Source organism: Paenibacillus cellulosilyticus, from assembly GCF_003182255.1.
Lineage (GTDB): Bacteria > Bacillota > Bacilli > Paenibacillales > Paenibacillaceae > Paenibacillus_T > Paenibacillus_T cellulosilyticus.
In genome coordinates this window covers 79,902-101,936 of record NZ_QGTQ01000009.1, presented here as the reverse complement: position 1 = coordinate 101,936, position 22,035 = coordinate 79,902, and the positions used below count along the sequence as shown (strand labels likewise).

Sequence of the window (22,035 nt, the reverse complement as noted above, 5' to 3'; positions counted from 1 at the left end):
GTCGGAGCTTTTTTGTCGTTCACAAAAACAGGGTATGGCCTACTGTCATTCCCCTACTCCATCGGCTAACCCTCCCCATATCCTATAATAACAGCATATAAAGGCGGAGGAGAGTAAGCGTGACCATATATGGAATTCAGCTGCGCAGCCGGTTAAGAAACCGTAAACGGCGGATGAGACGGAGCGGCAGCGTGCGGGCATGTGGACGTACGAAAGTGCACCGGAGGAAACGGATGGCGGCTCGACGGCTTAAGCCTTATGTTCAGCGGATCGTTCGTCATAGAAGAAAGGAATGCACGCTTATTCCACTCGAACAGATATTGTCATAACGACACCTGGCCAGCCAATTGGCGGCGCCATTGGGACGGTCTCATCGTTAGGTGATCTGCAGCTTTTGTTCAATACGCAGACGACGATGACGATTCCTTATTATTTTATAACCAATGTTGAAGTGATAGGGATGCCCTCGGTTGAATCGTAAGGATGGGATTGACGTTATCTGGACCATTTTATCGGAAGGGAGGTATTCGGATGGGCGTTGAATTCAACAACATGGCGGCTCAATCGGGTACAGCCATCTACAAATTGCTGCTCAATCATATTGGAGACACGACGGTCCTCTCCACGGCAGCCGTAGTCGTTACGGGCATTCTGGAGGCTGTACAGCAGTCGTATGCGACGATACGGAAGGCGGATGGCGATGCGGAGTATGTCGTGCTCAGTTATGTCGAGTCAGTGAGCTTCCCGAGCGCTTAACCAAGATGTGCACATTCAAGTGACGGCGTGCTACAATGGGAGGAACGAATGTTCTGGCTAGCTGCCGTTAGGAGCTGTGTATATCGTGGAGCAGGAGCAGGTTCATAACCTACCATCCGTGCAGCTGTCTGTTCGACAGCTCGTCGAATATGCTTATCGAAGCGGAGATATCGTATCCGGCTTTCGCTCAGCGGCTGCACTTGCTGAAGGAACGAGAATCCACCAAGCGATTCAAATCGAATATGGTCCTCAAGATGTGAAGGAGTACGAGCTGAAGACAGAGCTTGATTATGAAGGCATCCGTTTCCTTATCGAGGGCCGATGCGATGGTCTTCTGCACACGGATGACGGCATGATGATCGATGAAATTAAGTCGATGTCGGGCATGCTGCCAGAGAACGGAGAAGAGGCGCCTGTCGTCCATTGGGCACAGGCGATTTGCTATGCTTACATATACGGACTTGATCATCAGCTGGATGAGATGCGGGTTCGACTGACATACGTGAGCTCGACGACAGGCGAGCGGCGTGCCTTCGTACGGGTGCTGAACCGCAGCCGGCTGCTTGATACGGTTATGGACGCTGTGCGCCTCTATGCGCCTTATGCGCGCTTGATGGCTCAGCATACGGAGCGGAAGCTGGAGAGCGCGAAGGCGCTGGTGTTTCCTTTTCCCGAATATCGGGCGGGTCAGCGGAAGTTCGCAGCTGCGGTCTATCAGGCGGTGACGGGTGGGGCCAAGCTGTTCGCGAAGGCGCCAACTGGCATCGGCAAGACGATATCGACACTGTTTCCAGCGGTGAAAGCGATCGGTGAGGAGCGGCTCTCGCATTTGTTCTATTTGACGGCGAAGACGATTACACGGGTTGCTGCGGAGGATGCATTCCGTCTTATGCAGGCGGGTGGTCTTCATATGCATGTGGTCACGCTGACGGCGAAGGACAAGATTTGCTTCCAAGAGGAAGTGCGGTGCTCGAAGGAGCATTGTCCTTTTGCAGAGGGGTATTACGACCGAATCAATGAGGCGCTGCTCGATATGCTGGGCCATGAGACGATCATGACGCGAGCGGTTATTGAGCAGTATGCACGCAAGCATCGGGTTTGTCCGTTCGAAATGTCGCTCGATGCCGCCTATGCCTCTGATGCGATAATTGGCGATTACAACTACATATTTGATCCACGAATCAGCTTGAAGCGCATGTTCGAGGAGCGGAAGAAGCAGACGGCGGTGCTCGTGGACGAGGCGCATAATTTGGTCGATCGGGGCCGCGAGATGTACTCGGCAGCGTTGAACAAGGATGCATATTTGCAGCTGACGCGTGCTTATAAGGGAGTTAATACGGGGCTGCATAAGGCTGCGAAGGCGGTCAATGACTGGCTGCTTGAGCTGCGCAAAAGCTTGTCGAGTGACGGTAACGGAGCTCGTGTAGATGCGATTGAGGAACTTAGAAGTGGCGATTTGTTCTCGGAAAATAAGGCAGATGCATCGGACGATGCATCTGCTGCGAAGGAGAATGCGCCAGTCTCCTGGACGTCGCTTGGCAATGGACAAGCCGTCTCTCTGGGGATGCCGGCTGACCTAATCGGACGAGTAGAGTCGTTCGCGGAGGAGGCTGCGCAGGAGCTTGCCTCATCTTCTGGAGGTGCTGCATCCGCCGTCGCACCAGAGGCTGCAGCGCTGCTGCTGGATGCCTACTATGCGGCACAGCAGCTGGCTCGCATTGCGAAGCTCTACGATGAGCGATACATTACAATCGTCGAGCATTGGAAGAGCGAGGTGCGGCTCAAGCTGTTCTGTCTTGATCCGTCGCATCTGCTGCGGCAAGCGGGCAAAGGGTTCCGTGCGCACATTTTCTTCTCTGCTACTTTGTCGCCAATGCCTTATTACATTGATCTGCTTGGCGGGGATAACGAACAGGACTATTCGGTGTCTGTTCCATCACCTTTCACGCATGAGCAGTTAGAGGTCAAGATCATGCCGCTCTCTACGCGTTACCGAGATCGGGATCGAAGCTACCAGCCGATTGCGCGGGCGCTGTATGACTTGGTTAGCAAGCAGGCGGGGAACTCGCTTGTGTTCTTCCCGTCCTATGAGTATATGAACCAGGTGTACGAGCCGTTCATGTCGCTGCTTGCGGTTGAGCCGCCGCCATTACCCGTTCGAACGATCGTGCAGACTGGCGTAATGAGCGAAGAGGAGCGTGAGGCATTCCTTGCCTCCTTCCGAGTGGGCCGTACAGAGGCGCTGGTTGGCTTCGCCGTTATGGGCGGTATTTTCTCAGAGGGCGTAGATTTGGCAGGGGACAGGCTGACGGCTGTCGCTGTCGTTGGCGTAGGGCTGCCGCAGGTGGGGCTGGAGCGAGATATGATTCGCGAGTACTGCGAACGATCGGAACGGAATGGATTCGACTATGCCTATGTGTATCCTGGGATGAACAAGGTGCTGCAGGCTGGTGGAAGACTGATTCGTTCGGAGCATGATCGAGGCCGACTGCTGTTAATTGATGACCGCTATTTGGCGCAGCCTTACAATCGGCTGCTGCCGACGGAGTGGCGGAACTATACGGTGATCCGAGCAAACAGTCTAGTCTGAGCTCAGTTGCATGCATGTTGGTCTAGGAGGGCGATATGGGATGCGCAAGATCTACATTATCGGCATCGTCGCAAGCGGCAAAACAACGCTGGCAAAGCGGTTATCGAAACAGCTGAACATCCCGTGGCATGAGCTGGACTGCGTCGTATACCACCAGTCCGATGAGGGGCGTTACAAGCGGACGCCAGAGAAGCAGCAGGAGGTCATCGCGGACATCGATCAGAGCAGTGATGGCTGGATATTCGAAGGCGTGGATCGATCGTCATATCGCTGTCTCTACGAGATGGCGGATACGATCATTGTGCTTGACCCGCCGCTGTGGAAGCGACGATATCGCATATTCGCTCGTTATGTGAAGCAGCAGATCGGAATAGAAAAATGCCATTACAAGTCGGATCTGAAGATGCTTCGCAATATGTATCAGTGGACGAACGATTTCGAACGAAACAGAGCGGAGTTTGAAGCAAGGTTGAAGCCGTATCAAGGGAAGATTATGCGAGTGGCAGATTCGAAGGAGCTTGGGCTTGGTTAAGGTGTGGAGTTAAGTTAATAACTCCAAATCATCGAACAATCGTTCTTTTTCATTGTGGAATATAATGGTACAATAGCAAAGACAATTGAATCTTGGGTGGGCATGGTTTCCCTTCGAAAGGAGGTGAGGCCATGGAGGTTAAGGATGCGTTAACGATCATGTTTCTATTTGGATCGTTTATCCTTGCACTTTTAACATACATTAATTCAAACAACAAGAAAAAGTAAAAACCCACCCGAAGGTTGCCGCCCAAGGTGGGTTTCTTTTCTGGATAACTTAGAAGGGATATCCCATCCAAGCCAATTGTTATGCCGAGTGTACCAGCACTCGGCTTCTTCTTTAGTAGTATGATAACACAACTGGAAAAAGAAGTGAACCGGGATGTGTGTTGAAACCATACGCTTGGATCAATCCGCAAATTGTTGTTAAAGCCGGTCCCCCAAGGACGGGCTTTCTCGTTCTAAGAATGAACTGCTTCACGTTCAGCGTTCAACACAAACTTCTCAATGACGTGGCGGACGCCTTCCTCATTGTTCGTGAGCGTCACGTAGTTCGCGATTTCCTTCAGTGCGGGCAAGGCATTGCCCATCGCAACGCCGAGGCCTGCTTCTATGATCATTTCGCGGTCGTTCCAAGCGTCTCCGATCGCAATCGCGTGCTCGGAAGTGCTGCCAATATGTTCAGCGAGGAAGCGAAGCGCGTGGCCCTTCGTTCCTTCTTTATGTGTGAATTCCAAGTAGTGCGGTTTCGATTTCGTAATGTGTACACGTTCGCCCATGATCGGCTTGAGTTGTTCCGCTACGCGATCGAGCAGATCGGGATCGTCGATGATGAGCATTTTGGTTTGCGGCTTGTTCAGCAGTTCGTCGAAGTCTGCAGCGACAACGTAAGGGATTTTGGACAAATTCGAGTACATCTTCGCCTTGTCGTTGTCCTCGCGTACATAGAGTACGTCGTCTACATACAGCTGAAGATGGAGGCCATGCTTCAGGCAGTATTCATTCAGCAGCTTCGCATCGTCAGTTGGTACGCTGCGCTCATAGAGCACTTCTCCGTCGATGAGCGTCTTAATAAGTGAACCTTGGTACGTAATAATCGGCACGTTCAGACCAATCTGGTTCGCAATTTTACGCGCGGATGCGTACATGCGGCCTGTTGCCAGTGTAACGAGAACGCCTTGCTCGATGGCAGCGGCCATCGCTTGCTTCGTTCCTTCGGTAACAACCAATTCGTCGCTCAGCAGCGTATCGTCAATATCGATTGCAATTAGTTTGTACATCGTCGATCGGTTTCTCCCTCTCTACTTATTACGGTTACGGAGATTGTAGCGCATGTGCTGCGCTTACAGCAATAGTGATTCTCTGATCGGAGTGGAACTTCGTTGGTAAAAGCACCTATTAAACGGAATCTATTGACGATGATAACCGTCTCCGAAGCGATTCTGCGAATGCAACTGGATCGTCAACTGCGATATAGATGTCCCGAACCTCCCTTGGCTGAAAAAGCATTCCTTCAAGCGTCACGGAATTCCGCATCGTAATACGTACGTTAGGCGTAACCATTGGAGCAACAGCGGAGCGCCTACGCTCTTCCTTCGACGGCTGCAGATCCATGCCGGACTGCACGTTGGCAATCTCGGAATAAAGAATAGGACCGTTCAGCCGCAGCCCATACTTCAAATCCACACCATCCTGCGTCAGACGAATCGGCTCGAGCACGGAACGACGGCAGTCCGCCCAGAGCAGTGCGATGATCCAGAGAGAGCCAGCCGTCATGATCCATGCCGCATAGTCGGACAACATGCGAACGAATAGATGAACGACGATGCTCTCGATGACGAGCACCTTCGTCAGCATAGCTGCGAACAGAAATAGAGATGTCTGGCGATGATAGGTGAAAGTTTCATTCGATAGATGGACAGGTGCAGAAGCTGTAGAAAACGATCGTTCTTCCTTGCGTCCCCTCCACGAACCGAATAAATAATAAACGACGAACAGATCATGACGGACAAAGGCGGCAAGCTTGCCTGGACCTAGCGAACGCTGCACGGCTTCAGGGAATGAGCTGCCTTCACGCTTCATGCGCCGAACGCTGCGATAGACGGACAGCGCCATGCGAAGCTCCACGATCAAGAATACAGCCTCGATAGGCAGCAGCAGTGCCTCAGCTACGACAACAGCTCCTCGTAAGTGAGAAGGAAGCGTTGCATGAAGAAGAAGGCCGCCAAGTGCTGCGATCGGTAAAGCATGCATCCATGCAGCCGAGCGCTTCTCCCTTTTCCGTATAACAAGCGCATAATACAGCAAAGGAACGACTATCACAAAATCAAAGCAAATCGCCCCCACCAGCCATCGGTCGGATGATTCGGATGGAATAACAGGTACAATGCGGACGAGCAGCATGTCCACGACATAAATACATAAGGCTAACACGAAGAACAAGAGCAGGCTGCCATGTGAACGAGTGGAATTTGGATTGGATGCATGAGCTGTTGACACTTGTAATCCCTCACTCTCGACATCGATTATTTTTATTATAAATGGAAAATCCACCTATCGCTGTGAACGATTCGTTCACATTTTTATATCCGCCGATTGTCCTTTATAATGGAATAAGCCATTGGCTTTATCCGGTAATTGAACCGGCTTCATTCATATAGGAAAGGAAAGAGAGCTAGCAATGAAACTACGTTGGGGCGTTATTGGTTCTGCTTATATCGCTGTTAATCGTGTTATCCCGGCGATTCAGAAGTCGGAGCGGGGCGAGGTTGCCGCAATCGCAAGCCGCGGCATCGAGAAGGCACAGGAGACAGCAGCGAAGCTGAACATTCCGAAGGCATATGGCTCCTATGAAGAGCTGCTGGCTGATCCAGACATTGATGCGGTATACATTCCGCTGCCGAACCATCTTCATAAGGAATGGACGATTAAGGCGGCTGAAGCCGGTAAGCATGTACTGTGCGAGAAGCCGGCAGCGCTTCATACCGAAGAAGTGATCGAGATGATCGAAGCATGCAAGAAGGCGGGCGTCCTGTTCGTAGAGGCGTTCATGTACCGTCTGCACCCGCGTGTTGCGCGCGCGAAGGAAATACTCGCATCCGGCGAGATCGGCGAGCTGAGAGCTGTTAACAGCTGCTTCACGTTTAATAATGCGGCAGATGCCGGCAATGTTCGCTACCGTCAGGAGTGGGGCGGCGGCTCGATCTATGACGTCGGCGTATATCCGCTCACAGCAGCGCGTTGGATCATTGGCGCGGAGCCTGAAGCGGCTACGGTGCATGCGTTCTTCTCGGATGAGCATGGCGGTGTTGATATGCAGGCTTCCGGCCTTATCGAGTTCGCAGGCGGCGTCGGCATGACGTTCGACTGTGGCATGTGGGCAGCCTATCGCCAAGGCATCGAGATTCTCGGCACCGAAGGCCGGATTGAATTGAAAGGCGCGTTCACGGACGCGGATCCATTCATCGTACATACGAAGGACGGCGCTCGTTCAGAAGGTCCATTCGAGGGCATCAATAACTATACGCTGCAAGCGGACCATTTTGCACAGGCGGTGTTCGGCGAGGCGCCATATCCTTACCCGCCAGAGGATTCCATCGCAAACATGAAGCTGGTGGACGCGTGCCTGCAATCGGCGCGTATGCGTACACGTGTTGTCTTGAACGGTTAATGAGCTCAAAGTGTCAGTGTCATCGAGATCAGATATAGAAGAAAGCTGGTTTGACTTATGAAAATATTCGCATCACAAATCGCGCGTCAGCGCTTTGCGGTTATCTGTCTGCTCGGCGCAGTGCTGGCGGGTGCAGCGGGATTCGCGGGCGGCGTCGTATGGACGCGGGAACGCCATCCGATTCTGAAGGAAGCGACCTTCAACAACTTGTCGGCCTCTTACAATGAAATTATGAAGGAGTATTTGAACGGCGCAGAACCGAAAGCCTTGATCGATGGCGCTACGGAGGGTATGGTCAAGTCGCTCAACGACAAATACTCGAAGTATCTCATCGGTGACAACGGCGAAGCTTATGTGCAGAACTATGAGAGCGAGGTTGTCGGCATCGGCATTCAGCTTCGTCAAGAAGACAACGCATTTATTATTGATTCCGTCATTAAAGACTCACCGGCCGAGAAGGCAGGGCTGAAGGCAGACGATACGCTGCAGGCTGTCGAAGGAACCTCCATTAAAGGGATGGAGCTGGACAAGCTTATTGAGCAGCTTCGCGGTGAAATCGGTTCGAAGGTAAGTATTACGGTGTCCCGTCCTGAGCAGACGGAGCCGATTACCGTGACGATGACACGCGCAACGATCCCAGTCCTGACCGTCACGTATGAGATGAAGGACGATGGTATCGGCTATGTAGTCATCTCGCGATTCGCGCAGAAGACGGCAGATCAATTCAAGGATGCGATTGCCGACCTCACGAAGCAGGGAATGAAAGGGCTCCTGCTCGACGTTCGAAGTAACCCAGGCGGGCTCCTCGTACCGACGATTACGATTGCTGACCAGCTCATTCCGAAGGGCAAGACGATCCTTCAGGTCGTCTCTAAGGAAGAGAAAAGCACGCAGACGTACAAGTCGAAACAGACAGTGGAATGGAAGCTTCCGATCGTGGTGCTGACGAATCGTCACTCAGCAAGCGCTGCAGAGGTGCTTACAGCCGCGTTGAAGGAGTCGGCAGGTGCAACAGTCGTCGGCGAGACGACGTACGGCAAAGGGGTCGTGCAGCGCTTCAGCCAATTCAAGGACCTATCGGTGCTTAGTCTGACGGAAGCGCAGTGGCGTACACCGAAGGGGAATTGGATTAATGGCAAGGGCGTAGAGCCTGACGTGAAGGTATCGCTGCCGGATTATACGGAGCTGACGGCTCTGCCGACGGGTACGATCATGAAGCAGGGTGACTATGGGGACTCTGTCAAGACGCTCCAGCAAATGCTCAAAGCGCTTGGTTACGATCCAGCAGGGGCGGCGGATGGTGTCTATGATGAGGCAACGAAGTCTGCTGTTATCCGGTTCCAGAAGGCTGAAGGCATCGAACCAGCGAACGGCGAGACGGCCGATAGTACGATGAACAAGCTGATGGAGGAGCTGCAGGAGAAGCTGAAGAAGGAGGACTATCAGGAGCAGAAGGGTTCAGAGCTGCTGAAGGGTCTAATCGCTTCGATCACGGACTCAAGTGCGAGCCAGAGCAGCACAAAATAACGCAGCGAGCTATTCGCATTTGGCATACAGCATACAAACAAAAACGGCGGTGCAGACTACAATCTGCACCGCCGTTTGGCTTTTCGATATAAAGGTATTATTCCACGCCGGATTTCGTAATCAAGGTCGTTGTTGATTTGTCAGGGAGCTGCTTCACGTAACTGTCCGACAGCTGAAGCAGACGCAGCGCGTTCAAATACTGCTGTTCTGACGCCGTGTCTTCAGTCGTTTCCGTGCTGTCTTCAAGCTTGTAATCCGTACCGTCCTCGAATGCTTTGCCTGTGAGGAACATCGTGGAATCCGTTACGATGGAGCCAGTCGGCAGGAAGTGCCGCATCGGCAGGACGTTCGAATCATTGTTAAGCAGGTCCTGGCCGAAATGAATCTGGTTGTCATAAGAGATACCAAGCAGGTTTACAGCCGTTGGCGCGATGTCGATCTCGCCGCCGGTTTTCTCAATCGTCGCTTGCGAAGTAACGCCTGGCGCGTGAATGACGAGCGGGATTTTGAACATATCCGTATAGCCATACTCGTGTCCAAGCAGTTCCTTGAGCATATCTTTCTCATTGTTCTTCAGCGAGTAGAGGGACAAGCCCTGGTGATCGCCATAGAACATGATGACACTGTCATCCCACAGGCCGCTGCTCTTCAGTCCTTCAAGGAACTTGCCAAGCTCATAGTCCGCATAGTTCTGTGCATGGATGTAGTTGCCGACGAGCGTGCCTTCCATCTCTTCCGGAAGCGTCATGTGATACTTCTCTTCTGGAATATCGAACGGATGGTGCGCACTCATCGAGATGACCTGTGCGTAGAACGGCTGCTCGCTTTGATCCATCTCGGTCAGCTTCGCCAGCGTTTTCTCGTACAGGATAGCGTCGGAAGCGCCAAACGCTACGTGATCATCGTCACCGAAGAACGACTGATCATAATATTTCTCCCAACCAAGGGCAGGGTACAGCTCTTTGCGATTCCAGAACTCTACGCTGTTCGTATGGAACGTTGCGGTTGTATAGCCGTTCGCTTGCAGCAGCTTCGGCAAGCTTGGCAGTGCTTTGTCCACATAATGCTCCGTTGCAGCTTCGTGCTTCGGAACATACATCGACGTGTTGACGACGAATTCAGCATCCGATGTTGTACCTTGGCCAACCATCGTATAGAAGTGATCGAAGTGAAGCGTCTCGTTAACGAGCTTATTCATGTTCGGCGTTACTTCTTGTCCGTCAATCTTCAGTCCGATCAGGAAGTCTTGGAACGATTCCATCTGAAGAATGATCAGGTTCTTGCCTTTCGCAGTGCCATAATATTGTGGGTTGAGCGATGGCGCCACGCCTTTGAGCTCGTTAATGGCATCTTGCGTAATTTCGGATTGATCAACGATTTCGTCGTCTCCGCTCGTATCGGCGAAGATCGTGTACACCTCATAGTTGAGAATGCCCATTTCTTCAGCCTGCTTGTTCTCGTTCATGCTTGCACGGTTCGGCCAGATGTTGAACAAGCACAGACCAACCGAGAAGACGAAGACGTAAGTCAGTACTTTGCGGTTAACAGGCTTCGTGCTGATCGATTGACGAATCGACTTGTACTTCGGTCTGTAGACGAGAATAGCCAGAACGATAATATCGATGAAAATAAGCAGATAATAAGGATCAAGCAGCGAATACGTACTGTTGCCGACCTTCGTTACCTTGTCTGCCTGAGCGATCGCATGATACGTGACTATGACGCCGTAATACTTGTAATACATGAGCACTGTAAAATATAGCAGCGTCAGTAACAGGTTCGTTATCATGTAGTACAGCAGCTTGCGTTTGCCTGCTAACCATTCAATGACACAGAACACCGCCCAGAAGAACGGGATTTCCGTAACGAGCGTCATAATCGACGGACCTTCGTTGAACACGACAAACCAGGCGATGATGCTCTTGATCATAATGAGAATGGTAAAATAAAAAAACCTTCGATGCAGTATTCGATTTAATAAGGCCACTTGTATGCACTCCTTGCTCTTTGCCAAATGTCTATAGTGTATTTTACAACTCCGGCCACTCATGTCAACATTTTAAAACTACCAGTCCGGTACGGAATTGTAAGCAGACCTCAAAACTTGGTTAATTAGCCTAACTAAATTTATCATTTATGAAGCAATGATAACACTTCTCTTCATCTATGAATTTTGTCTGATTTGTGGCATTTTTCATTGTCGATTGCTGTTGGCATATACTATACTAGGTTCAAGCAAGCGCAAGAAAAGATTGGAAGGAGCTGATTCACCATGAAAGATACGTTAGTTGAAGCACTTAATGAGCAGATGAACTTCGAATTCTACTCTGCACACGTCTACCTGGCAATGGCAGCTTATTGTTCGGGAGAGAGCCTTGACGGATTCGCTAATTTCTTCATCGTACAAGCCGAGGAAGAACGGTTCCATGCGATGAAAATTTATAAGTTTCTTAACGACCGCGGAAAACGTGCGACGCTGGATGCACTTGGCGCACCAAAGAACGAATACGGCTCGATTATTGAGGCGTTCGAGGACGGTTACCATCATGAGCAGGTAAATACGCAGCGGTTCTACCGCTTGTCCGACCTTGCTTGGAACGACCGCGAGCATGCGACGATCGGCTTCTTGAAGTGGTTCATCGATGAGCAAGTAGAAGAGGAAGCGCTGTTCGACGGTATTATTCAGAAGCTGAAGCGCATCGATAAAGACAGCAATGCTTTCTATATGATGGACGAAGCATTCGCGGCACGCAGCTTTACGCCTCCTGCTGGTGAATAAACGTTAATTATACGTTAATACGTCCGGATTCTGAAGAGGTTCCTGATAGTTGAAGATATTGAAAAAAGCTGCCCGTAGGTCATGGGTCCATGGCCTGCGGAGCAGCTTTTTGTTGTGGAGCGATACGGTTATGCGTAACCTCTTCGAACTAGGACGGAATGCGGCGGGAAGCCATCATTCTCGACTTCAATCCTTGCAGTTGACGCTTCGTTAGCGGCAAGTTCTTTGCACCAGTCGAATCAGCACCTAGACATACACTGTCTTCGTTCATTGCGAGCACCTTTAGCAGATTGACGTAGCAGTTCGATGCCACCTCTGCGAAAGTACCTTCCTTCGTCAGCTTGGTTAGCTGTTCCCGCGTCATTGGTTTTTTTAGGTTGTAATTGACCCCGTGGAAGCTAACAAGTCCCTGCCTGTTGACTTTGAAAAATAAAATATCCCGCTCGACCTCAAAGTCATACAAATTACGAATAGAATTTGGCGCTACACGCATTCTTCCTCAAGCCCCCTCGTCGGAAGTATTGTCAGCGCTTACATTATAACACGGACAATTGCCCACGCATATAGGGATATCGAGCTATAGGCAGAAAAAAGGTGTGAAGCATTCGCTACACACCCATTTTTCTCCGATGGTTCTGTGGTTTCGCATTGTTCTGGCTTTTCATCGCCGATACGCCGCCGGAACCTTGATGTTGTTGTTGGCCGCCGTTCTTGCCTTGTTTCTTCTGTGCGAGAAGCGCCTTCGCTTTCTCTGCCTGCGACAGCTTCTTCTCTGCTGCTGGTTCGATAGGTTCGCTCATAAGGGTACTCCTTTGTCAACGTCTTAATAATGGAACGATAGCATGTCTTGAAGCGAAGGTCAAGGGGGACGATTGCTCTCCTTTTTGGGTTGAATATTTATTCATTGATATGTATAATGTATTCATAATAAGCCACGGAGGATGAGGCAATTGACTAAGCAATTGAAGGTGGAGCAAATGATGATGAATGCTTGGCCGGCGCTGCATACGGTCGATTTTGAAGGTTGGAAGGTCTGCTTCACGTGCGGGTATACGAAACGGGCGAATTCTGTATATCCGCTGCATGATCAGACGACGGGTGTGTCGGATTGGGCCGGCAAGATCGATGCGGTTGAGCGGATGTATGCGGAGCAAGGACTGCCATCGATATTCAAAATGACGGATGAACCGCGGCTGTCGCCGCTCGACCATCAGCTGTCGGCTAGCGGATATGAGAAGGAGGGGGCGACGGCGGTAATGACCTGCTCGCTTGCCAACGTCTCTGAGCCTGCGAAGCAGACCGTTGAGATGAGTTTGAAGCCAACGGATCGGTGGCTGGCTCGTTATGCGGAGATGAGCGGCAGCAGCAAGCTGGATATGGCGGTCATGCAGCAGATGCTGGCACGGCTGGAGAAGCCGGCATGCTTTGTTATTTTGTACGAGGGAAATCAGGACGTTGCTTGCGGCTATGCGGTGCTGGAGGACGGATACACCGGGCTGTACAGCATTGTCACTGCGCCAGCATACCGGAACCAGGGGTATGGGGAACAGCTTGTGCTGAATTTGCTGAAGTGGGCGAAGCTGAGCGGTGCAACGGAGGCTTATCTCGCTGTTGTGCTGGACAACGCACCGGCAGTTCGTCTGTACGGGAAGGTCGGGTTTGCCGAAGCGTATCGGTACTGGTACCGGCTGAAGCCTGTTGCAACCTTTTCCTGATTTTGGTCGTATAACCCTTTCATATGGAAACTAAATGAAGGGGGTGATACGTTTGAATGGTGGGGCATCGGCTGTGAGCGGAATCGGGAATGGCTTTGCATTCATGTTCGTGATCTTCGTGTTGTTCAGCTTGTTGTTCTTCGTGCTTCATATCGTCTCGATCGTATGGGCTTATCGGGATGCAGTTCGACGGGGGAATGAGCCGATTTATGCCCTTGGTGTAGCCGCGCTCATTTTCTTCTTCCCGATTATCGGGTTAATTGTGTACTTACTGATTCGATCTAACAGGTGAGGATGCTTGCGGGCAAAAAAAAGCGGTCCGAGCGGCGCATGAAGCGCTTGCTGCGGACCGCTTTGTTGTCTGGCACTAGCTTACCGATCGAACAGCGCCAGCTTAGCCGCATGGCTGTCCGTCAATGTAGTAGCTGTCCTCACGATACGTTCGGAACGCCACTTCGATCTCGGTCAAGCCGAGCTTGGCCAGCTGCGCGGTGACCGCAGCGGCGAATTTGTCGCGCACTTCGCTGCCGCGCTCGAACCAAGAAACCTCAACGAACGGGAATGAACGAGCTCCCGTTCCTCCGAATACAGAAGTCGTATGTAAGCAGTCCATCGTGAAGTTGTCGGTTCCGCAGTCGCAGATGACAGCGAGCTCCTCGGCAAGCGGTGCTGCTGCCTCACGAAGCTGCTCAGGTTGTAATCCACGGAATAATAGGTGTGGCATAGTGTAAGCTCCTTTCAAGTAGGCGCAGGCTGAAGAAGCCATTCCGCACGCCTGGAATGGCTTCATTGTAGCATGTACGCGTTAAGAGTGGAATTTGCGCCGCAATCTAGCGAGCGTAAGCAGCGGCCAAATCCAGTTGTTGCTTTCATAATGGACATAGACCATACCGGCTAGCCCTGCGCCTGTCGGATAGCGGTTCAGCTGTGCAGGCTGCACGTCGAGGGAGTGAAGCAGTGCGTCGACGCCACGTTCCAATTCCTTCGTGGGGGACGGCAGCGCTGCAATGAGTCCATCAAGCGCCCACGCGGTCTGTGACGGGGTGCTGGCGCCGAGCGGGATGTAATGGCGCTGCTGGTCGCTGTAGCACGACTCTCCCCAGCCGCCGTCGGCGTTCTGCACCGAGAGCAGCCAGCGCAGCGCCCGTGCAATGGCAGGGTGATCCGGCTTTACACCTACCGCTGTTAATCCGAGCATGACGGTGCCCGTGCCGTGCGTATACGTAATGCCCCAACGACCAAACCAACTGCCGTTCTTCTCTTGCTGGGACAGTACCCATCGGGCTGAGCGGTCCAGCCACTGCTGCTTGGTCGTCATGCCCAGATCTTCGCCGAGGAAGTGGAGCACACGAGAAGTGAGGTCGGCATGAGACAGATCGTTGACGATATCCGCTGTGCCGGAATAGTTGAACAGGCCGACAGGCAGCGGTTTGCCGTTGCGCTCGAAGGCAGGCCAGCCGCCATCGTCGTTGTGCATGGCCAACAGCCAGTGAAGACCGCGGTCCCAGTCGTCTGCCGGTATTGAGGCTGGTTTATGAGGCAGGGTAGCGGATGGGTCTGTCACGAAGGCGCGGAGAGCGGCTGCTGCACTGTCGCAGTCCGGATAGCGCGTGCTGACGTTCGAGAAGCCCCAGCCGCCAGGCGGTGTGTTCGGCGCACGAATGGCCCAGTCGCCGTAGCGAGTATGCTGACGAAGCCGCAGGTAGCGGGCTGCACGCTGCATCGTATCATGCGTAGAAGGAAGGCCTGCTTTGCCGAGTGCATAGGCCAGCATGCCTGTGTCCCACACCGTAGGCGTTGCAATCTGGACCATTGGCGGGTCGCTGCAGAGCAATGTCCGCGTGCCGCGAATGCCTTCATTCATGATCGGATCAGACGGCGAGCGGCCGATGGAGACGAGGGCAAGCAGCATAAGTACCGTCGCTGTGGAGTAAGTAAGCAGTGTACCGTCAGGTTCGAGCCGTTCGAGCAGGAATGATTCAGCTTGTCGGTACAGGCTCTCATCGTCTGGTGACAGCAAGCCGATCAGTGAACCGAACAAGCCGTTTAATACGGAGATGATGGAAGCATCGTTCTGAAAGCGGCGGCTTCCGTCGAGGAATAGGCTGGACAGATCCGGCGTATGTGCCGTGCGCAGCGCAAATCGTTTGTTCGCCATCATAATGATCGGCACGAGATGGACCCGGGCATGACCAGACATTTGGAACAAGGTCGGCAGTGGGCCGTCCTTTGCGAACATCGCATTAAGCGGGATGCGGAACGATTGCGGCCATTCCGCCTGTCCGGTCACGCAGAGTAGAGACTGAGTAAGCAGGGACTGAACGTTATTCAACCCTCCGCGTGAACGAATGAACTGCTTCGCTTGATCGATAATGGGATCGCCATCCCGGTAGTGGCCGGAGATGAGCAGCGCAAGCAGTGCTTCCGTCGTTGTATCGAGGCTGCCTTCATGCTCGTCAGGGAACAGCTTCCAAGAGCCTTCTGGTTCGCGACGGGAGACGATCCGATCAGCTAACGCGCGGATAAGTGGTTCATCCCGAACATCCAGCAGCCTTAGCGTCGTTAGAAAATAGCAGTCGCTCATCGTACCACAGTCGATGCACATTCGCCAGGCGCCATCCGGCGACTGCATAGCCTGCAGCTGCTCGGACATGCGATTGATTCGATGGTTAATCGCTTGCCAATCCATTAGTGGCTGACCTCCTGTCCGTTGCTCTATTGCACATATATATGCGGCGATAGGCGTGGAAAGTCGGACGTGATCTGCCATAGATTCATTGGCGGCAGCCAAAATGCAACAAAGCCTCAGACCAATGGTCTGAGGCTTTGTTCTATGTTTGGTATCTATCCACACCAAAGTAATGAGAGCGACTTCATTACGCTTGGGTGCTGTCATCCGCCGTAGAAGTGGCGGTATCAGCCTTTGTTCCGCGTTTCTCATGCTGTTTTCCGTTGCCTGCAGGCAGTGTGACGTTTACAATTTTCTCTGCGATCGCAGAGAGTTGTTCGGACTGCTTATCATACTGCTCTTGCGTGATGGAGCCGCTGCTCAGCTCCGAATCGAGCTTTGCTTTGAGAGCAGTAACGATGGTTTGCTCAACCGTGTCTACGGCAACGCCTTTGCTGGCAGCAACGTCTGCAATGGACTGGCCGGATTGCAGCGCTGTCTTAAGCTCATCCTCAGTTACACCAAGTACCGATGCTACTGCTGCGGAATCGTATGCCGTACTGAAACCGAAGCCGCCATATCCACGATCGCCAGGCGCGCCGCCTTTGGCTTGCTCATCGAACTTGCCGTTAACGATTTTGTCCGCGAAGGAAGCGAGCTGTTCTACTTGCTTGTCATACTGCTCTTGCGTGATGGAGCCGTTGCTCAGCTCCGTGTCGAGCTGGGCTGTCAGAGCTGCAACGAGTGCTGCTTCGACCGTATCAACCGCAACACCTTTGCTAGCTGCTACGTCTGCGATGGACTGGCCGGATTCGCGCGCTGTCTTGAGTTCATCTTCGGTTATGCCAAGTGCCGCAGCAATGGCTGCGGAATCATATGCTTTACCGATTCCGCCGCCGAATCCACGCTCATGTCCGCCATCCTTGCCAGGGACGGAGTCAAGAATTTGGTCTGCAATCGCGGACGAGTCCCAAGTCGGCTGTTTCGTCGTATCGGCTGTCGTGCTATCCGAGTTAGTGGCAGGGGCAGTTGGCTTATTCTCATCCAGCCATGCAACGAGCTTCGCCTTCAGCGCGTCGCGTGTAACGCCGTTAGCTTCAGCGATCTCAGCTACCGTCTTGCCTGCTTCTTGTTCTTCCTTCAACTGGTCAGCCGTAATGCCGATCAGGCTTGCAAGCTCGTCGGATGCGATACCGAAGCCCGCTCTGCCGCCTTTAAAGCCTCCGCCTTGGAGGGCAAAGCCCTTCGAGTCAAGCATTTTATCTGCAAACGTAGAAGCATCAATTGTAGGCTTGTCTTCGCTCGAGGATGTCGACGACGACGTGTTGGTCGGCAGAGCCGCTTCAATCCAAGTGACGAGCTGTGCCTTAAGCGTGTCACGGCTAATATTAAGTGAAGCTGCAATTTCAGCGAGCGTCTGCGTTTTCTGCTTTTCACGGAGATCTTCCAGACTGAGATTCAAGTAGTCAGCGATCTTTTGCTCAATTTGTGGTGTCTGGAAGCCTTGGCCCTGGCCTCCGCGCTTGCCATTATTGTTGAAGCCTTTGCTCCACTTGTTGGTCGATTGCGACGAGGTTGCGTTGGAATCGTCAGAGGCTGCGAATACGCTGTTCGTAGCGATTACGCCTCCGCTAAGAGTGAGAGTGAGGACTAACGCACTAAGCGTTTTTCCATAGCGACGAATGGTTTCGGAACGTGATTTCATTGTCTACCGCCTTTCGTGTGGAAATGTTGTGATTGGTTAACCAACACAAGAAATAGGTTCATGAACATCCTTAATTTACCCTGTCAATATGAACGGGGGATGAACATAACCTTTAATTCAGCTTAAAATGTTGTTTCTTTCGCGTAAATTTTATCAGTCTACAAATTCTGGAACTTTCTTTTAATAAAAGAAGCTTATCGATAAGGGGGCAAATTGAAGAAATAAGCTTACGCGGGATAAGACAAGTGCGATGCAGGGGGCCGATCAAAGGCAGACTATGGACTTCCGGAATTGGCAGATATCCTTGATCCTTCAGATTTGTCGCCGTTGCAGCATGCGACGGAGCGGCTCAGCGTACGGCTTGAAGAGCATCTGCGCGCGAAGGAGTGCTGATTCATCGTTTCGCAAGCATTGAACAATTCGAATCGTACCTGGCGAGCAGGGTTTCGGTATAAAAAAAGGGCCTCATTTCAGCATGTATGCTTACATGCTGGATCGAGGCCCTTTTCTCCAATCCAATCGAATTAGAACGCCCAGTTGCCGCCGCGGAATACCGGCTCCACGGTACCGTCGTCACGGATGCCGTCGATGTCCATCTCGGCCGAACCGATCATGAAGTCGACATGCGTAATGCTTGCATTGACGCCTGCAGCTGCGAGCTCTTCCGAAGACATCGTCTTGCCGCCTTCGACGTTGAATGCATAACCGCTGCCGATTGCGAGATGATTTGAGGCATTCTCATCGAACAGCGTGTTATAGAACAAGATGTTCGAGTTCGAAATCGGCGACTGATGCGGGACGAGCGCTACTTCGCCGAGGTAGTGCGAACCTTCGTCGGTATCGACCAGACCTTGGAGAATATCCTGACCTTGCTCAGCTTCAACCTTCACGATACGTCCATTCTCGAACGTGACCTTGAAGCCGTCGATAATGTTGCCGCCGTAGCTGAGCGGCTTCGTGCTTGATACATAACCGTTCACGCCATTGCGATAAGGAACGGTGAACACTTCTTCCGTTGGCATGTTGGCCATGAACGGAATGTCGTTCTTGTTCTCGCTCGCTGCGCCAACCCACAGATGCTTATCCGGCAGCTCGATCGTCAGATCGGTGCCCGGCGCACGGTAGTGGAGCTTGCGATATTTGCGCTCATTGAGGATATGAACCTTCGCATGCAGATTCTCGTTATGTGCCTGCCAAGCTGCAACGGGGTCCGGCGTATTGAGTCGCACGGATTCGAAGATCGCCGCCCACAGCTTGTCGACTGCTTCATCGGGAGAGGCATCCGGGAACACTTTGGCCGCCCATGCTTTGGAAGCACCTGCAACTACCGTCCAGCTGTTCTGGTCGGATTGGATGGCGCGGCGATAGTGCTTGAGACCTTCGCCGGACGCTTTCTGGAACGCTGCGATCCGTGCTGGGTTAATGCCCTTGAGCAAATCTGGGCTTGCCGATACGACCGCAACGAACGCGGCACCACGGTCGACGAACGTATTGCGCTTTAGCTTCTCATACTCCGGATATTCATTGAATACAGAATCGGCTGCCTTCTCATATTTCAGTCGAGCGGTTGCGTCGTCTATCCAGTCGATATGAACGTTCGATGCGCCTGCTGCATAAGCCTGCGCCGCGATTTGTCTGCCAAGCTCTACGAGTTCAATCGAGCAGGTAACGAATAGCTCCTGATCTTGCTGAATGTTGACGCCGACCTTGACGATCAGCTCCGCGTATTGTTCCAATTGTTGTGTTGTAACTGGCATTCGTATTCCTCCTGACGTCTGGATCTTTGAGTGGAGCTCAAAGTCACGCTGCATAATAAGGTTATTCGTTATGTAGGTACTATCTTGCCAATAGCTCTATTGTAACGCGAAAGGCGGCAACAAGCGACCTGACCGAGGTCGTGAATGCCATGAACAAGCTTGAGTCTTCCATAGTATATGGTAAAATGCGCTAATCATGCGATAGAACCACCAGCGGGAGATGGATTGCCGGCAGAGGGCAGACAGTGAATAAATGGACTTACGGCGTGAGGCATCGTTTGTCAAACCATGCCGAGGAGGGGGACAAAGGTTGTAATGGTTGCAGCAGTGCTTATTGCGGTTTGTCGGCCGTCTTTTGAATTGTAACGGTTGTGGCAGAGGCTATTTGGTTTGAAGGGCGTTATTTTCTCGACAATTGGATCAATAAGCTCGATTGCAACCGTTAGCGTCCGGATCAAGGCAATGTAAGCTGAATAAGCGCTGTGGCAACCGCAAGCGAGACAGTTATCGTATACTTGCAGCCGGAATTTCGGCCTTGTTGGCGTATGATAGGATGGCCAATGTAAGCGTAGCATTCGTTAGTCAGAATCAGCTATCCACTGCCATCAAGGATCGTCGTTTCTTGTCTCATCCGCCGTATTCCTGTAAACTCAACAGTGTAGACATAGGCAACGGGAGATGGAATTATGGGTAACAAAATATTAATCGTAACCGCAGTCGATGCTGAACGGGATGCAGTATTGCGCGGTTTGGAAGGCGACGAACGATTCGTCGTAATAGCTGGCGGCGTTGGCCCTGCTATCATCGCAGCAAGTACAGCGGCTGCCTTAACGTCAGCGGCTGGGAGCTATCGGCTCGTCATTAGCGCCGGCATTGGCGGCGGCTTCGACGGACAAGCGGATATCGGCGATATCGTCGTCTCGACGGGCATTACCGCTGCTGATCTGGGCGCAGAGACGCCGGACGGCGAGCGGTTTCTTAGCGTGGACGAGCTGGGCTTCGGCTCTGCGCGTGTAGCAGTGGATGTGGCGCAGGCACACCGTCTGACCGATGCGCTGTTTACGGCGGGCATGCGCGCGATTGCTGGACAAGCACTGACGGTTTCGACTGCAACGGGCTCTGCAGAGCAGGCGGCTCGACTCGCAGCACGCGTGCCGGGAGCGGCATCTGAAGGTATGGAAGGCTACGGAGTAGCGGCGGCTGCACAGCTGGCGGGTATTCCGGTATTAGAGCTTCGCGCGATTTCGAATCGGGTTGGTCCAAGGGACAAGTCCGCATGGCGAATCGGCGAGGCGCTTGGCAGATTGGCACAAGCGAGTGCCGTATTGAAGGAGGTATTCTAGCATCATGACGACGATGAACATTGCTTATTCCCCATGTCCGAACGATACGTTCGTTTTCCATGCTTGGGCGCACGGTTTAGTAGAAGGCGCACCAAGCTTGAATGTGACGTATGCAGATATCGATATTACGAACAAATGGGCTGCGAAGGGCGAAGGTCCCGAGGTGCTCAAAATCTCGTACGCGGCACTTCCGTATGTACTCGATGAGTATGCGCTCATTCCTTGCGGCGGCGCATTGGGCCGCGGCTGTGGACCACTCGTGCTGACGAATGGCGGCAGCGCTGATCCAGCCTCGCTCGCAGGCCGCACGGTTGCGGTACCAAGCGACCGCTCGACCGCTTATATGTTGTTCCGCCTGTGGGCGGCAGACAATGTGCCAGGCGGCGGCGCGAGCTTGAACATTATCGTTATGCCGTTCCATGAGATTATGCCAGCCGTTCGCGATGGGAAAATCGACGCAGGTCTCGTTATTCACGAGGCGCGATTCACGTACCAGAACTACGGGCTGACGCTTATGCAGGATCTTGGCAGCTGGTGGGAAGCAGACACAGGCCTCCCGATCCCGCTTGGCGCAATCATTGTGAAGCGCTCGCTCGATCGCGAAGCGATCACGAACTGGGTTCGCGCATCCGTTGAATATGCGTGGGCGCATCCTGAGGCGTCGAGCGAATATATTATGTGCCACGCACAGGAAATGTCGCCGGATGTTGCGAAGCAGCACATCGAGCTGTACGTGAATGAGTTTACACGCAATTTAGGCGAAGATGGTTACGGCGCGATTCGCGCGCTGCTCGGCCGCGCAGCGGACGAAGGACTCGTTCCGCGCATCGATCCGGAGAAGCTGCTGTAGTATACGGATAGCTATGCATAAAGACCAAACCTTGCATATCCAACTCAATGAGGGGGATACGGAGGTTTGGTCTTTTCTTATTACACTTAGTTCTACCAAAATGTGCTATATTAAACAGGAATAATATAGGAGATTGTTGTTCTG

Annotated in this window: 21 protein-coding genes; 12 read left to right on the top strand and 9 right to left on the bottom strand. The window is 52.5% G+C overall.

Annotated elements, in window-relative coordinates:
- Window positions 1–292: 292 nt before the first annotated feature.
- The 5 genes from DFQ01_RS14000 (at window position 293) to comI (ending at window position 4,105) form a co-directional block, all read left to right on the top strand.
- Complete coding sequence (locus tag DFQ01_RS14000) at window positions 293–481, top strand: hypothetical protein (RefSeq protein WP_110044507.1); 189 nt, start codon at window positions 293–295, stop codon at window positions 479–481.
- Between the two features lie 50 nt (window positions 482–531).
- Window positions 532–756, top strand: coding sequence for a hypothetical protein (locus DFQ01_RS13995; protein WP_110044506.1), 225 nt, complete (start codon window positions 532–534; stop codon window positions 754–756).
- Window positions 757–841: 85 nt separating this feature from the next.
- The gene (locus DFQ01_RS13990; protein ID WP_110044505.1) at window positions 842–3,346 is read left to right on the top strand and encodes an ATP-dependent DNA helicase; all 2,505 of its coding nucleotides are present in this window, start codon (window positions 842–844) and stop codon (window positions 3,344–3,346) included.
- A gap of 40 nt (window positions 3,347–3,386) precedes the next feature.
- On the top strand, window positions 3,387–3,878 hold the full coding sequence (locus DFQ01_RS13985) for a P-loop NTPase family protein (RefSeq protein ID WP_110044504.1): 492 nt from the start codon (window positions 3,387–3,389) through the stop codon (window positions 3,876–3,878).
- 131 nt (window positions 3,879–4,009) lie between these two features.
- The gene (gene comI / locus DFQ01_RS31380; protein WP_219993697.1) at window positions 4,010–4,105 is read left to right on the top strand and encodes a competence inhibitor ComI; all 96 of its coding nucleotides are present in this window, start codon (window positions 4,010–4,012) and stop codon (window positions 4,103–4,105) included.
- 233 nt (window positions 4,106–4,338) lie between these two features.
- Here the strand turns inward: comI and DFQ01_RS13980 are convergent, their stop codons facing one another.
- Window positions 4,339–5,157, bottom strand: a complete 819-nt coding sequence (locus DFQ01_RS13980) for a Cof-type HAD-IIB family hydrolase (protein WP_110044503.1) — start codon at window positions 5,155–5,157, stop codon at window positions 4,339–4,341.
- 118 nt (window positions 5,158–5,275) lie between these two features.
- Window positions 5,276–6,376 carry a hypothetical protein gene (locus DFQ01_RS13975; protein WP_110044502.1) on the bottom strand — a complete coding sequence of 367 codons (1,101 nt, stop codon included), beginning with the start codon at window positions 6,374–6,376 and terminating at the stop codon, window positions 5,276–5,278.
- Between the two features lie 181 nt (window positions 6,377–6,557).
- On the opposite strand from DFQ01_RS13975, the gene DFQ01_RS13970 reads away from it, so the two are divergent.
- A complete protein-coding gene (locus DFQ01_RS13970; protein ID WP_110044501.1) occupies window positions 6,558–7,547 on the top strand; it encodes a Gfo/Idh/MocA family protein in 990 nt (329 codons plus the stop codon).
- A gap of 57 nt (window positions 7,548–7,604) precedes the next feature.
- A complete protein-coding gene (locus tag DFQ01_RS13965) occupies window positions 7,605–9,074 on the top strand; it encodes a S41 family peptidase (protein ID WP_110044500.1) in 1,470 nt (489 codons plus the stop codon).
- A gap of 97 nt (window positions 9,075–9,171) precedes the next feature.
- On the opposite strand, the gene DFQ01_RS13960 is transcribed toward DFQ01_RS13965, so the two are convergent.
- Window positions 9,172–11,004 carry an LTA synthase family protein gene (locus DFQ01_RS13960; protein WP_425452399.1) on the bottom strand — a complete coding sequence of 611 codons (1,833 nt, stop codon included), beginning with the start codon at window positions 11,002–11,004 and terminating at the stop codon, window positions 9,172–9,174.
- A gap of 342 nt (window positions 11,005–11,346) precedes the next feature.
- Between DFQ01_RS13960 and DFQ01_RS13955 the strand changes: the two genes are divergently transcribed.
- Window positions 11,347–11,853, top strand: coding sequence for a ferritin (locus DFQ01_RS13955; protein ID WP_110044498.1), 507 nt, complete (start codon window positions 11,347–11,349; stop codon window positions 11,851–11,853).
- A gap of 148 nt (window positions 11,854–12,001) precedes the next feature.
- Here DFQ01_RS13955 and DFQ01_RS13950 read toward each other — a convergent pair whose 3' ends face one another.
- A complete protein-coding gene (locus DFQ01_RS13950) occupies window positions 12,002–12,346 on the bottom strand; it encodes a hypothetical protein (RefSeq protein WP_110044497.1) in 345 nt (114 codons plus the stop codon).
- Between the two features lie 115 nt (window positions 12,347–12,461).
- Window positions 12,462–12,653, bottom strand: a complete 192-nt coding sequence (locus DFQ01_RS13945; RefSeq protein WP_110044496.1) for a hypothetical protein — start codon at window positions 12,651–12,653, stop codon at window positions 12,462–12,464.
- Between the two features lie 150 nt (window positions 12,654–12,803).
- Here DFQ01_RS13945 and DFQ01_RS13940 point away from each other — a divergent pair, with 150 nt between their 5' ends.
- Window positions 12,804–13,568: a GNAT family N-acetyltransferase gene (locus DFQ01_RS13940; protein WP_174812813.1), complete on the top strand. Its 765-nt coding sequence runs from the start codon at window positions 12,804–12,806 to the stop codon at window positions 13,566–13,568.
- A 52-nt stretch (window positions 13,569–13,620) separates the two neighbouring features.
- A complete protein-coding gene (locus DFQ01_RS13935; protein WP_245946676.1) occupies window positions 13,621–13,860 on the top strand; it encodes a PLDc N-terminal domain-containing protein in 240 nt (79 codons plus the stop codon).
- A 102-nt stretch (window positions 13,861–13,962) separates the two neighbouring features.
- Here the strand turns inward: DFQ01_RS13935 and DFQ01_RS13930 are convergent, their stop codons facing one another.
- The 4 genes from DFQ01_RS13930 to DFQ01_RS13915 form a co-directional block, all read right to left on the bottom strand.
- Window positions 13,963–14,292, bottom strand: coding sequence for a DUF1904 family protein (locus tag DFQ01_RS13930; protein ID WP_110044494.1), 330 nt, complete (start codon window positions 14,290–14,292; stop codon window positions 13,963–13,965).
- Window positions 14,293–14,373: 81 nt separating this feature from the next.
- Window positions 14,374–16,257 (bottom strand): prenyltransferase/squalene oxidase repeat-containing protein, encoded by a 1,884-nt coding sequence (locus DFQ01_RS13925; protein ID WP_245946675.1) that lies wholly within the window; start codon window positions 16,255–16,257, stop codon window positions 14,374–14,376.
- A gap of 187 nt (window positions 16,258–16,444) precedes the next feature.
- Window positions 16,445–17,941, bottom strand: coding sequence for a hypothetical protein (locus DFQ01_RS13920; protein WP_110044493.1), 1,497 nt, complete (start codon window positions 17,939–17,941; stop codon window positions 16,445–16,447).
- Window positions 17,942–18,465: 524 nt separating this feature from the next.
- Window positions 18,466–19,698 carry an aminopeptidase gene (locus tag DFQ01_RS13915; RefSeq protein WP_110044492.1) on the bottom strand — a complete coding sequence of 411 codons (1,233 nt, stop codon included), beginning with the start codon at window positions 19,696–19,698 and terminating at the stop codon, window positions 18,466–18,468.
- 686 nt (window positions 19,699–20,384) lie between these two features.
- On the opposite strand from DFQ01_RS13915, the gene DFQ01_RS13910 reads away from it, so the two are divergent.
- A complete protein-coding gene (locus tag DFQ01_RS13910; protein WP_110044491.1) occupies window positions 20,385–21,041 on the top strand; it encodes a futalosine hydrolase in 657 nt (218 codons plus the stop codon).
- Between the two features lie 13 nt (window positions 21,042–21,054).
- The gene (locus DFQ01_RS13905) at window positions 21,055–21,891 is read left to right on the top strand and encodes a 1,4-dihydroxy-6-naphtoate synthase (protein ID WP_110044610.1); all 837 of its coding nucleotides are present in this window, start codon (window positions 21,055–21,057) and stop codon (window positions 21,889–21,891) included.
- Window positions 21,892–22,035 lie beyond the last annotated feature (144 nt).